This is a genomic window from Vibrio sp. QJM3NY_39 (assembly GCF_057785895.1).
The window spans coordinates 410,730-423,153 of record NZ_CM173505.1; the positions used below are offsets into that span (position 1 = coordinate 410,730).

A 12,424-nucleotide genomic window follows, 5' to 3' on the forward strand; every position below is an offset into this window, starting at 1 on the left:
TTTTGAAGTCAGTATTCGTTGAGTCACAAAATCTTAAATTGAAGAGTTTGATCATGGCTCAGATTGAACGCTGGCGGCAGGCCTAACACATGCAAGTCGAGCGGAAACGACACTAACAATCCTTCGGGTGCGTTAATGGGCGTCGAGCGGCGGACGGGTGAGTAATGCCTAGGAAATTGCCTTGATGTGGGGGATAACCATTGGAAACGATGGCTAATACCGCATAATGCCTACGGGCCAAAGAGGGGGACCTTCGGGCCTCTCGCGTCAAGATATGCCTAGGTGGGATTAGCTAGTTGGTGAGGTAATGGCTCACCAAGGCGACGATCCCTAGCTGGTCTGAGAGGATGATCAGCCACACTGGAACTGAGACACGGTCCAGACTCCTACGGGAGGCAGCAGTGGGGAATATTGCACAATGGGCGAAAGCCTGATGCAGCCATGCCGCGTGTATGAAGAAGGCCTTCGGGTTGTAAAGTACTTTCAGTTGTGAGGAAGGGTGTGTAGTTAATAGCTGCACATCTTGACGTTAGCAACAGAAGAAGCACCGGCTAACTCCGTGCCAGCAGCCGCGGTAATACGGAGGGTGCGAGCGTTAATCGGAATTACTGGGCGTAAAGCGCATGCAGGTGGTTCATTAAGTCAGATGTGAAAGCCCGGGGCTCAACCTCGGAACTGCATTTGAAACTGGTGAACTAGAGTGCTGTAGAGGGGGGTAGAATTTCAGGTGTAGCGGTGAAATGCGTAGAGATCTGAAGGAATACCAGTGGCGAAGGCGGCCCCCTGGACAGACACTGACACTCAGATGCGAAAGCGTGGGGAGCAAACAGGATTAGATACCCTGGTAGTCCACGCCGTAAACGATGTCTACTTGGAGGTTGTGGCCTTGAGCCGTGGCTTTCGGAGCTAACGCGTTAAGTAGACCGCCTGGGGAGTACGGTCGCAAGATTAAAACTCAAATGAATTGACGGGGGCCCGCACAAGCGGTGGAGCATGTGGTTTAATTCGATGCAACGCGAAGAACCTTACCTACTCTTGACATCCAGAGAAGCCAGCGGAGACGCAGGTGTGCCTTCGGGAACTCTGAGACAGGTGCTGCATGGCTGTCGTCAGCTCGTGTTGTGAAATGTTGGGTTAAGTCCCGCAACGAGCGCAACCCTTATCCTTGTTTGCCAGCGAGTAATGTCGGGAACTCCAGGGAGACTGCCGGTGATAAACCGGAGGAAGGTGGGGACGACGTCAAGTCATCATGGCCCTTACGAGTAGGGCTACACACGTGCTACAATGGCGCATACAGAGGGCAGCAAGCTAGCGATAGTGAGCGAATCCCAAAAAGTGCGTCGTAGTCCGGATTGGAGTCTGCAACTCGACTCCATGAAGTCGGAATCGCTAGTAATCGTGAATCAGAATGTCACGGTGAATACGTTCCCGGGCCTTGTACACACCGCCCGTCACACCATGGGAGTGGGCTGCAAAAGAAGTGGGTAGTTTAACCTTTCGGGGAGGACGCTCACCACTTTGTGGTTCATGACTGGGGTGAAGTCGTAACAAGGTAGCCCTAGGGGAACCTGGGGCTGGATCACCTCCTTATACGAAGATACTTACGATGAGTGTCCACACAGATTGATGGTTTAGATTTAGTTAAAGCCAGAGCTTTAATTAATAACGCAAGTTATTGATTAAAGCTTTTTGCTTTATGCTCTTTAACAATTTGGAAAGCTGACTGATTGATTTACTTACGAGTAATTCAATCAAATTTAAAAGTTCTCAATGTTTATCTTTCATTAGATAAACACAACAAACACATTCAAGTGTCTTGTATTCGAATCAATGTTTACATTGATTCACAATTGAGTCCGGCAAACAGTCATCAAGAATTAACCCTTCTTGATGACAACCAAAAACCTTGGTTAGTTGCCATACGCTTATTTGTCTTCACTTTTTAAAGTGAAAGCAAATAGAAACCCTTTCGGGTTGTATGGTTAAGTGACTAAGCGTACACGGTGGATGCCTTGGCAGTCAGAGGCGATGAAAGGCGTAATAACTTGCGATAAGCCCAGATTAGGTAGTAATAACCTTTTGAGTCTGGGATTCCTGAATGGGGAAACCCACGTGCATAAGCACGTATCCTGTTGTGAATACATAGCAACAGGAGGCAAACCGGGGGAACTGAAACATCTAAGTACCCCGAGGAAGAGAAATCAACCGAGATTCCGAAAGTAGCGGCGAGCGAAATTGGATTAGCCCTTAAGCTTTTAATGAGACAGACGAAGGCTCTGGAAAGTGCCGCAGTAAAGGGTGATAGCCCCGTAGTCGACATCTCATAATCAGTGAAAACGAGTAGGGCGGGACACGTGATATCCTGTCTGAATATGGGGGGACCATCCTCCAAGGCTAAATACTACTGACTGACCGATAGTGAACCAGTACCGTGAGGGAAAGGCGAAAAGAACCCCTGTGAGGGGAGTGAAATAGAACCTGAAACCGTGTACGTACAAGCAGTAGGAGCACCTTCGTGGTGTGACTGCGTACCTTTTGTATAATGGGTCAGCGACTTAATTTTAGTAGCAAGGTTAACCGTTTAGGGGAGCCGTAGGGAAACCGAGTCTTAACTGGGCGTACAGTTGCTAGGATTAGACCCGAAACCAGGTGATCTAGCCATGGGCAGGTTGAAGGTTGAGTAACATCAACTGGAGGACCGAACCGACTAATGTTGAAAAATTAGCGGATGACTTGTGGCTAGGGGTGAAAGGCCAATCAAACCTGGAGATAGCTGGTTCTCCCCGAAAGCTATTTAGGTAGCGCCTCGGACGAATACTACTGGGGGTAGAGCACTGTTAAGGCTAGGGGGTCATCCCGACTTACCAACCCTTTGCAAACTCCGAATACCAGTAAGTACTATCCGGGAGACACACGGCGGGTGCTAACGTCCGTCGTGGAGAGGGAAACAACCCAGACCGCCAGCTAAGGTCCCAAAGTATAGCTAAGTGGGAAACGATGTGGGAAGGCTCAGACAGCCAGGATGTTGGCTTAGAAGCAGCCATCATTTAAAGAAAGCGTAATAGCTCACTGGTCGAGTCGGCCTGCGCGGAAGATGTAACGGGGCTAAGCTATACACCGAAGCTGCGGCTACATACCTTAGGGTATGTGGGGTAGGGGAGCGTTCTGTAAGCCGTTGAAGGTGGTCTGTAAGGGCTGCTGGAGGTATCAGAAGTGCGAATGCTGACATGAGTAACGATAAAGGGAGTGAAAAACTCCCTCGCCGGAAGACCAAGGGTTCCTGTCCAACGTTAATCGGGGCAGGGTAAGTCGACTCCTAAGGCGAGGCCGAAAGGCGTAGTCGATGGGAAACGGGTTAATATTCCCGTACTTCTTACAATTGCGATGGGGGGACGGAGAAGGCTAGGTGGGCCTGGCGACGGTTGTCCAGGTTCAAGTACGTAGGCGGAAAGTTTAGGTAAATCCGGACTTTCTTAACGCTGAGATACGATGTCGAGCTACTACGGTAGTGAAGTCATTGATGCCATGCTTCCAGGAAAAGCCTCTAAGCTTCAGATTGTAAGGAATCGTACCCCAAACCGACACAGGTGGTCGGGTAGAGAATACCAAGGCGCTTGAGAGAACTCGGGTGAAGGAACTAGGCAAAATGGTACCGTAACTTCGGGAGAAGGTACGCTCTTATCAGTGAAGTCCCTTGCGGATGGAGCAGACGAGAGTCGCAGATACCAGGTGGCTGCAACTGTTTATTAAAAACACAGCACTGTGCAAAATCGTAAGATGACGTATACGGTGTGACGCCTGCCCGGTGCCGGAAGGTTAATTGATGGGGTTAGACTTCGGTCGAAGCTCTTGATCGAAGCCCCGGTAAACGGCGGCCGTAACTATAACGGTCCTAAGGTAGCGAAATTCCTTGTCGGGTAAGTTCCGACCTGCACGAATGGCGTAATGATGGCCACGCTGTCTCCACCCGAGACTCAGTGAAATTGAAATCGCTGTGAAGATGCAGTGTACCCGCGGCTAGACGGAAAGACCCCGTGAACCTTTACTACAGCTTGGCACTGAACATTGAACCTACATGTGTAGGATAGGTGGGAGACTATGAAACCGCGTCGCTAGATGTGGTGGAGTCGTCCTTGAAATACCACCCTTGTAGTTTTGATGTTCTAACGTTGGTCCCTGAATCGGGATTACGGACAGTGCCTGGTGGGTAGTTTGACTGGGGCGGTCTCCTCCCAAAGAGTAACGGAGGAGCACGAAGGTGGGCTAAACACGGTTGGACATCGTGTGGTTAGTGCAATGGCATAAGCCCGCTTGACTGCGAGAATGACAATTCGAGCAGGTGCGAAAGCAGGTCATAGTGATCCGGTGGTTCTGAATGGAAGGGCCATCGCTCAACGGATAAAAGGTACTCCGGGGATAACAGGCTGATACCGCCCAAGAGTTCATATCGACGGCGGTGTTTGGCACCTCGATGTCGGCTCATCACATCCTGGGGCTGAAGTCGGTCCCAAGGGTATGGCTGTTCGCCATTTAAAGTGGTACGCGAGCTGGGTTTAGAACGTCGTGAGACAGTTCGGTCCCTATCTGCCGTGGGCGTTGGAAAATTGAAAGGGGCTGCTCCTAGTACGAGAGGACCGGAGTGGACGAACCTCTGGTGTTCGGGTTGTCATGCCAATGGCATTGCCCGGTAGCTAAGTTCGGAATCGATAACCGCTGAAAGCATCTAAGCGGGAAGCGAGCCTTGAGATGAGTTTTCCCTGGCACTATAAGTGTCCTAAAGGGTTGTCGTAGACTACGACGTTGATAGGCAGGGTGTGTAAGTGCTGCGAGGCATTGAGCTAACCTGTACTAATTGCCCGTGAGGCTTAACCATACAACACCCAAGGGGTTTTGTGGACTCAGAAGTACCAGACCTTGAATGCGTTTGAAGAGAAATACTTTTAGATAAGCTTTCCGAATTTTAAAATTTGCTTGGCGACCATAGCATTGTGGACCCACCTGATTCCATGCCGAACTCAGAAGTGAAACACAATAGCGCCGATGGTAGTGTGGGGTTTCCCCATGTGAGAGTAGGACATCGCCAGGCTTTAAATTTATTTTCACTTTTTAAAAGTGAAGACAAAAGTTTTCAGAATCGTTTTTTAAACGACTCCTGAATTGCTGATATAGCTCAGCCCGGTAGAGCGCACCCTTGGTAAGGGTGAGGTCCCCAGTTCGAGTCTGGGTATCAGCACCACTATTTAGTTGATTTGATTAATCAAGTTGACAACAGAATTTGTTTGACGACCATAGCATTGTGGACCCACCTGATTCCATGCCGAACTCAGAAGTGAAACACAATAGCGCCGATGGTAGTGTGGGGTTTCCCCATGTGAGAGTAGGACATCGTCAGGCTTAAATTGCATTATGCTGAATAGACACTGCGGAGTGGTAGTTCAGTTGGTTAGAATACCGGCCTGTCACGCCGGGGGTCGCGGGTTCGAGTCCCGTCCACTCCGCCACTTATTTAGAAGCCTCGCTAGAAATAGCGGGGCTTTTTTACATCTAAATTATAGTGTTTCGCCCTTCCATCTAATGACTTCCACATAAGGTTTCCCGTAAACCATAACTCCTAGCCAACGCGTCCCCATAATTCCGTCACTTATCAGAAATCCCAATCCTACGACTAGAATCACATCATTTCTGATTCCAATTGTGGTTTGATACAAGAATGACTTCAAACGCACGCAGATCTTTAAGCTTACTAATCAAATACTCGAGCCATACGACGTTGTAAGTTAGTCTAATGAGACTGTTCTGACTCAGCGCCCCAATTCAATACCTGAAACTATACAAGCATTACAACTCATCCTGCTTGCTCATTGCTTGGAGCCCTCCTCAAGTATTAGTTAATAGATCTTTGTCTAGGAAACCTGACTTCTGTTCTATCTGTTCTATCTGTGAATCTAGAGGATAGTTCTGGTGTGTAATTAGGACTCCATCATGGGGACTTCTGCTAAGAACGCTAGAGCCCTTAATGATTCGATTTCATGCTCTTGCTATGCATTAAACTTAAACCAATCTTAATTGTATTGAGCACCCTGTTTGAAGCATCTCAAAGGGGGAAAGCGGACTAGATTCAGTTTGAAGGTGAGAGTCGCTAGGTTGAGCTCCCCAAGTGATGCTGGAAGGATATATAAGCTAAGAAATAGACTATCCCCCGATCCGTGCAGTGATGTTTATCACCCAACTGATTGAGGTTCTCTGGTTCTAGGTACTGGTATCTTAGGATGTTTGCCGGTATTTCTTCGATTCTGATGTGCTTGTTGACTCGATATGAATTAGTTGTTTCACCGCTTTTACTCTGAACATATTGATTTCTTGCTGGTTAGTTCAAGCTATGTTTAAGTTATTACGACTAATATTAAGCTAAGAATTGTCATTTCTGTTGCTTGGTAAGAATAGAAAATTCCCCAAATCATCGGCAGATAATTTTGTGATTATTTTAAAAATAGATAAAGCCTTAAAACCTAATGGGTCGAATTATGAAATTAAGCTTTAACTTTGAAGATGCGAGCCAGATCTTTGTAGGATCTTTTGCTTTGGCCGTGCCGATTTCTTTTTCTGAAGAAGCGTGGAAGTTAGGAGAGACTTTGCCCACAGCTAACTTGCTGTTGTTGTTTCTATTGTCTGCTGTATTCCTGGGCTTTTACACGTATGAGAGTGTATTTCAGAAAGATATTGTCGCTCGGTTGCCAGTGTTTATTTTCAGAATTGTTATTGCTTATGTGATGACTGCATTGGTTGTTGCTTTGGTGCTGACTTGTTTGGACAAGCTTCCTTTATTAAGCGATCCAATTGTATCTATCAAAAGGGTAATTGTTATTTCTATGCCAGCGTCTATGGGAGCGATTGTAGTGGATAGTTTCGATAAAGAGTGAGTCGTATGTCATTTCAATTTAAGCAACCAACAGAGCCTTTCTAGAGCTTATTTGAATTCATTATTTAGCTTTTAATTCCCGCCCCCATTACGACTAGAATTTCTCAGCAGAGCACTTCTATAGATAACGAAAGTAGCCCTTCGTGATGACTGGCTTCTTGCAAGAGTGACAAGTTTGTTCTTGTGATAGCTTGAGCGGAATTAAAGAGAAAAGTCTGATTGCTTTAGAAGAGCATTAAAAGTGTTGGTTTTCGAATTAAATGAGGTAGTAAAAGGTGAGTAGACTGGTATGGATGAGTTCGGATCTTTAAATGCAAAAAGGCCGCATCAATGATGCGGCCTTTTCTAATTGGCTCCCCTTGCAAGACTTGAACTTGCGACATACGGATTAACAGTCCGCCGTTCTACCAACTGAACTAAAGGGGAATTGATTGTTTAGTCTCTAATCAAGAGAATGGTGCCGACTACCGGAATCGAACTGGTGACCTACTGATTACAAGTCAGTTGCTCTACCTACTGAGCTAAGTCGGCATCATGAATCAAAAAGCTTATGCTTGATGATTAACTTGGCTCCCCTTGCAAGACTTGAACTTGCGACATACGGATTAACAGTCCGCCGTTCTACCAACTGAACTAAAGGGGAATTATTCTTAAAGCTTTAAAGAAATGGTGCCGACTACCGGAGTCGAACTGGTGACCTACTGATTACAAGTCAGTTGCTCTACCTACTGAGCTAAGTCGGCACATAATATTTCTTTGTGCTTTACTGTTGTTGTCTAGGACACCAACAAATAAATTGTGGTGCCCGGAGGCGGAATCGAACCACCGACACGAGGATTTTCAATCCTCTGCTCTACCGACTGAGCTATCCGGGCGACGAGGTGTATTAAACGTGTTTTCGCGTTCTGGGTCAACATTAAATTGCAAAAAAAGTATCGTTTGATGTTTTTCTATACTTAGTGGATTGTTTTTGTTCGTTTGGGGCTAAAAACCTAGGTCTAGCATGCTCTAAAAGATACTGAAACTACGGTTAACTGGACTGAATAGGCACCGAAACAAAAAAAGCACGTATGAAAACGTGCTTTTATATTTAAGAATTTACTCGAGAGTTTAGTGTTTTACTTCAAACCTATTAACCCAAGCTTCTAATTCGTTAGAAAGGGAGGTGAGAGTTTGAGTGCTGTTATGACTTTCTGTCACCACATTACTCAGTTGGTTGCCACTTTCTTCGATCATATTGATACGCTTCGAAATATCGTCACTCACCTGAGTCTGCTCAGCGGCGGCTGTCGCGATTTGATGACTCATCGATGAAATAGACTCTAATGCGATAACAATCTGTTGTAGAGCTTCAGAGGCATTCTGGGACTCTGTTACGGTGCTTTCACTGGTCGTCGCACACACTTCCATAGTTTTTATTGCGTTACGAGAGCCTTCTTGAAGGTTATTGATCATTAGCTGGATTTCTTTCGTGCTTGATTGTGTTCGACCTGCAAGGTTACGAACCTCATCAGCCACAACCGCAAATCCGCGGCCTTGTTCACCAGCGCGCGCAGCTTCAATTGCCGCATTTAGCGCTAGAAGGTTAGTTTGTTCTGCAATATCACCGATGACGTCTAAGACCTTAACGATGTTATGTACATCGCTATCTAGGTTAGCGACGGCTTCACTGGCAGTTCCTAGTTGGCCTGCTAGACCTTGAATGTTATCTACCGTGTTGTGAATTAACTGCTGAGTATGTTGGCTCTGTTTATCAGCTTCGTCAGTATTACGCGCAGTATCACCCGCTGAATCAGCAACATTGTTGGCTGAAGAGGCCATCTCGGTCATTGCTGTTGCGATCATCTCTGTTGATTGCTGTTGTGTCTCTGTTAGCTGAGCAATTGCCCCAGCACGATCTTCTACGCGTTGCAGTTCGCCCCTTAATGCCAGCATTGAAGCGTCAAGGTTTGATACCAACTCAGCCAGTGACTTACTCATTTGTTGTACGGCGTGGTAGATACTGCCGTCTGTTGCCTGAGTTTCGAAATAGGTTTGAATGCGACCTTGTGCTACTGCTTGTACAGCTTCTCTTACATCTTTAGGTTCGCCGCCAAGAAGCGTTAACATGCGTTTAATGGATACAATTAGGCTTGATAAAATAAGGCCAGCAATCACGACACATAGAAACAATTGCCATTGAGCCGTTGACCAGAAACGCGCGTTAACTTCATTGAAGCCGATACCTGTGCCGACAACCCAACCCCAATGCGGGGTCTTCTCTGCAATAGACTGTTTTTCTTCAATCGTTCCGTCTGGAAGCTTTTGTGTCCAGGTGTACTCAATGATCTGGCCAGTGCGATTGCCAAGTACTCTTTGGATTAGCTGACCCACACTATTGCCGTCGCCATCTTTAAAGTCGTTAAAGCTGGTTCCGTGTAGTTGAGGATCTAATGGTGTCGCGACAAACGTCATGTTCTCATCTGCGACGTAGACATATTCATTGTCTTTATAGATGTTGTTACGTAGTAGGCGAGTAGCAAGTTGTTTAGCTTGCTGTTCTTCTAATGTGCCATCAATCGCCATTTTTTCGACTTCAGTAAGAATGCTGTATGCGCTCTTAAATAGTTCTGTCACACGAGCTTTGTTGTCCATGTTACTAGCGACTCTCAAGGTCCATAAACCAGTAGCAGTTAGCGCCAGCAGAGCGATCAAGATGATGCCCGATAATAAGTAAGCTTGCGTTTTTAATTTCATATTTTCCTGCGTAGCGATTCAATAATTAGTATTAGATATAATTCATCGAATCTTAATCTAAGTCGTGTAGGGCAGATATCAGAAAGATATCAAAACATGATGAAGATTAAATTTACGAAGCAAAAAAAGTAACGAGTTGTCATTCTGTTTGTTTTCATGTGACGATACGCGGCTAAAGGTGCTTAATTTCAGTGATGGTTTAGTTTGTATCGAGAGGGTTTGAACGAATTCAAGGATGGGTACTGTCGAGATAGGAAAGGGGATGCTTTAACTTTATGGGGATGATCAGGGCTTGATGTTGAGCTGGCGGCAATACTGAATAGAGTTAGCTTTTGCTCAAACGAAAAAAAGCCAAGTCTTTCGACTTGGCTTTCTTGAATGTGGCTCCCCTTGCAAGACTTGAACTTGCGACATACGGATTAACAGTCCGCCGTTCTACCAACTGAACTAAAGGGGAATTACTTGTCTTAACATCAGGTCTATAAAGACCATTATTTGTTAAGTACCAAATAATGGTGCCTCGAGGCGGAATCGAACCACCGACACGCGGATTTTCAATCCGCTGCTCTACCGACTGAGCTATCGAGGCAAAAGAATGGTGCCGACTACCGGAGTCGAACTGGTGACCTACTGATTACAAGTCAGTTGCTCTACCTACTGAGCTAAGTCGGCACACTAAATTCTTTGCTTTAGAGAGTTTACTCTCTAATTAAAACCTCACATAAAATGAAGTTCTTTAAAATGGCTCCCCTTGCAAGACTTGAACTTGCGACATACGGATTAACAGTCCGCCGTTCTACCAACTGAACTAAAGGGGAATTACTTGTCTCAACATCAGGTCTATAAAGACCATTATTTGTTAAGTACCAAATAATGGTGCCTCGAGGCGGAATCGAACCACCGACACGCGGATTTTCAATCCGCTGCTCTACCGACTGAGCTATCGAGGCAAAAGAATGGTGCCGACTACCGGAGTCGAACTGGTGACCTACTGATTACAAGTCAGTTGCTCTACCTACTGAGCTAAGTCGGCACACTAAATTCTTTATGCTTTTGTTCGTGTTGCTACTCCCTGTTAAAGAGTAATGACACCAACAAATCAAATTGTGGTGCCCGGAGGCGGAATCGAACCACCGACACGAGGATTTTCAATCCTCTGCTCTACCGACTGAGCTATCCGGGCAACGGAGCGCTATTAAACGGATTTTCTGCATAACCGTCAACACCTTTTTTGAAAATAATTAAAAAAAACGTTCGTTAGTTGTTTTTTTATTCAAAAGTGAGGCTTACGTTTTACCTTGGTTAAAATCTTTCTTGAATTTTGTTACTTTTTCTAAGTATCGACGCGACTCTTTGTTTGGGTGTTTCTTTGTCAGTGCCCAGTAAGCTTGACTAGGTTGCAATGAATTTAAGTCACGCATTGCTCGCTTTCGGTCTTTGCTGAAGGTATTTAGTACCCCACCAGTGCCACCGTTGTATGCTGAGATCATGCTGTACTCAAGCGTTGTTGGGTGCTGCACGTCCTTCAAATAACGATTTTTAAGGATGTAAAAGTACGCAGTGCCAGCATCAATGTTGTTTTCTGGATTGAATAAGTACTCAGGACTTGGTTCTCCAGGTTTCTTTTTGACAAGCTTAAAGACATCTCGACCTGCGGTTTTTGGGACTACCTGCATAAGACCATAAGCGTTCGCCCAACTCACAGCGTATGGGTTAAAACTACTCTCTGTTTTGATGATCGCGTAAATCAAGTCTTCAGGGATGTCATAACGTTGGGATGCGCGACGAACGATATCGGCGTACTTATAGCTTCGTTTGCTGGCGTGATCGGCCACCATTGGAATTTCGACGTAATACGCTTTTTTAAAGTCGACTTCCTTGGTTTTTAGGTTATTGGCGATCAGGTAATCAGCAAATTTGTTAGCACGCCATGTCCATTGGATAGGCTTATTATCCTGATCAACGACTTGGTTATAGAGGAAAGGTTGGCCTTCTAACTTGATGCTTTTGGAGGAGAACAGATCGACATTTGCAGGATCATCTGGCGTCAAAAGTGTCGTCATTATCGCATTTTTAAGGTGCTTTTTAGGATCCGTTGAGGAAACGGTTTCAACTGTGATTAGGCCTTGGCTAAAGTTTACTTCTGAACGGCTCAAGTAGTTATCTATGTATTTCACATAGTTACTCTTGCCCGCCATCTTTACTTCACTGCTGCCCCAACGTTTTTGGATATTGCCAGAAAAGCTATTAATTAAAGAATCTAACGCCCCAGTGTCTTTTTCAAATTGACCGGGTAGCTCCGCTAAATTACTGACAAATCGGTTGGTTGGTTCGTAATTAACATCATAAATGCTTTCGACAAATTCACGACTGCAGCCAGTTAACAACATGGCTGTTAGGAAGTAACTTAGCTTTTTCATAGTTCCTCATACAAAAATGACATCGCAGCGTTAACCATGATGTCATTAAAATTTGCTTAAATAAATGTCTTATTCGCTTGGTGGAGTGTAGCCATCAATAACGACATCTTTACCTTCGAAAAGGAAGTTAACCATCTCAGTTTCAAGAAGTTTACGATGTTCAGGATCCATCATGTTTAGCTTCTTCTCATTGATAAGCATGGTTTGCTTGCTTTGCCATTGTCCCCAAGCTTCTTTAGAGATGTTGTCAAAGATACGCTTACCTAAGTCACCTGGGTAAAGTTGAAAATCTAGGCCTTCAGCATCTTTTTGAAGGCGAGCACAAAATACAGTGCGGCTCATAGTGGTT

At 45.5% G+C, this 12,424-nt stretch carries 4 protein-coding genes, 14 tRNA genes and 4 rRNA genes; 7 read left to right on the forward strand and 15 right to left on the reverse strand.

The window, feature by feature from the left end; genetic code table 11:
- The first annotated feature begins 35 nt into the window (after positions 1–35).
- From AC3CHU_RS01975 to AC3CHU_RS02005, 7 genes are all read left to right on the forward strand, one after another.
- Positions 36–1,590: ribosomal RNA gene (locus AC3CHU_RS01975) — 16S ribosomal RNA — on the forward strand.
- 390 nt (positions 1,591–1,980) lie between these two features.
- Positions 1,981–4,873, forward strand: a 23S ribosomal RNA gene (locus AC3CHU_RS01980).
- 97 nt (positions 4,874–4,970) lie between these two features.
- Positions 4,971–5,086 (forward strand): 5S ribosomal RNA (rrf, locus tag AC3CHU_RS01985).
- A 73-nt stretch (positions 5,087–5,159) separates the two neighbouring features.
- A tRNA-Thr gene (locus AC3CHU_RS01990) sits at positions 5,160–5,236 on the forward strand.
- A gap of 42 nt (positions 5,237–5,278) precedes the next feature.
- A 5S ribosomal RNA gene (gene rrf / locus AC3CHU_RS01995) occupies positions 5,279–5,394 on the forward strand.
- Together the 16S, 23S and 5S rRNA genes with 2 tRNA genes alongside form the textbook arrangement of a ribosomal RNA operon.
- Positions 5,395–5,424: 30 nt before the next feature.
- A tRNA-Asp gene (locus AC3CHU_RS02000) sits at positions 5,425–5,501 on the forward strand.
- Positions 5,502–6,524: 1,023 nt separating this feature from the next.
- On the forward strand, positions 6,525–6,920 hold the full coding sequence (locus AC3CHU_RS02005; protein WP_017079303.1) for a DUF2391 family protein: 396 nt from the start codon (positions 6,525–6,527) through the stop codon (positions 6,918–6,920).
- Positions 6,921–7,269: 349 nt separating this feature from the next.
- Here the strand turns inward: AC3CHU_RS02005 and AC3CHU_RS02010 are convergent.
- The 15 genes from AC3CHU_RS02010 to AC3CHU_RS02080 form a co-directional block, all read right to left on the reverse strand.
- Positions 7,270–7,345 (reverse strand) — tRNA-Asn (locus AC3CHU_RS02010).
- Positions 7,346–7,374: 29 nt separating this feature from the next.
- Positions 7,375–7,450, reverse strand: a tRNA-Thr gene (locus AC3CHU_RS02015).
- Positions 7,451–7,486: 36 nt separating this feature from the next.
- Positions 7,487–7,562: transfer RNA gene (locus AC3CHU_RS02020), tRNA-Asn, on the reverse strand.
- Positions 7,563–7,586: 24 nt separating this feature from the next.
- Positions 7,587–7,662 (reverse strand) — tRNA-Thr (locus tag AC3CHU_RS02025).
- A gap of 56 nt (positions 7,663–7,718) precedes the next feature.
- A tRNA-Phe gene (locus AC3CHU_RS02030) sits at positions 7,719–7,794 on the reverse strand.
- A gap of 235 nt (positions 7,795–8,029) precedes the next feature.
- Positions 8,030–9,655 (reverse strand): methyl-accepting chemotaxis protein, encoded by a 1,626-nt coding sequence (locus AC3CHU_RS02035; RefSeq protein ID WP_054548447.1) that lies wholly within the window; start codon positions 9,653–9,655, stop codon positions 8,030–8,032.
- 381 nt (positions 9,656–10,036) lie between these two features.
- Positions 10,037–10,112: transfer RNA gene (locus tag AC3CHU_RS02040), tRNA-Asn, on the reverse strand.
- A 56-nt stretch (positions 10,113–10,168) separates the two neighbouring features.
- A tRNA-Phe gene (locus AC3CHU_RS02045) sits at positions 10,169–10,244 on the reverse strand.
- 7 nt (positions 10,245–10,251) lie between these two features.
- Positions 10,252–10,327: transfer RNA gene (locus AC3CHU_RS02050), tRNA-Thr, on the reverse strand.
- A 70-nt stretch (positions 10,328–10,397) separates the two neighbouring features.
- Positions 10,398–10,473: transfer RNA gene (locus AC3CHU_RS02055), tRNA-Asn, on the reverse strand.
- Positions 10,474–10,529: 56 nt separating this feature from the next.
- Positions 10,530–10,605, reverse strand: a tRNA-Phe gene (locus AC3CHU_RS02060).
- Between the two features lie 7 nt (positions 10,606–10,612).
- Positions 10,613–10,688, reverse strand: a tRNA-Thr gene (locus AC3CHU_RS02065).
- Positions 10,689–10,762: 74 nt separating this feature from the next.
- Positions 10,763–10,838 (reverse strand) — tRNA-Phe (locus AC3CHU_RS02070).
- A 103-nt stretch (positions 10,839–10,941) separates the two neighbouring features.
- Positions 10,942–12,075, reverse strand: a complete 1,134-nt coding sequence (gene mltC, locus AC3CHU_RS02075) for a membrane-bound lytic murein transglycosylase MltC (RefSeq protein ID WP_488524995.1) — start codon at positions 12,073–12,075, stop codon at positions 10,942–10,944.
- Positions 12,076–12,144: 69 nt separating this feature from the next.
- A complete protein-coding gene (locus AC3CHU_RS02080) occupies positions 12,145–12,417 on the reverse strand; it encodes an oxidative damage protection protein (protein ID WP_004735465.1) in 273 nt (90 codons plus the stop codon).
- Between the last annotated feature and the right edge of the window lie 7 nt (positions 12,418–12,424).

Excerpts from the sequence above, each read along its gene's own strand:
- AC3CHU_RS02005 (WP_017079303.1), top strand. The coding sequence starts at position 6,525 with ATGAAATTAAGCTTTAACTTTGAAGATGCGAGCCAGATCTTTGTAGGA.
- AC3CHU_RS02035 (WP_054548447.1), bottom strand. The coding sequence starts at position 9,655 with ATGAAATTAAAAACGCAAGCTTACTTATTATCGGGCATCATCTTGATC.
- mltC (WP_488524995.1), bottom strand. The coding sequence starts at position 12,075 with ATGAAAAAGCTAAGTTACTTCCTAACAGCCATGTTGTTAACTGGCTGC.
- AC3CHU_RS02080 (WP_004735465.1), bottom strand. The coding sequence starts at position 12,417 with ATGAGCCGCACTGTATTTTGTGCTCGCCTTCAAAAAGATGCTGAAGGC.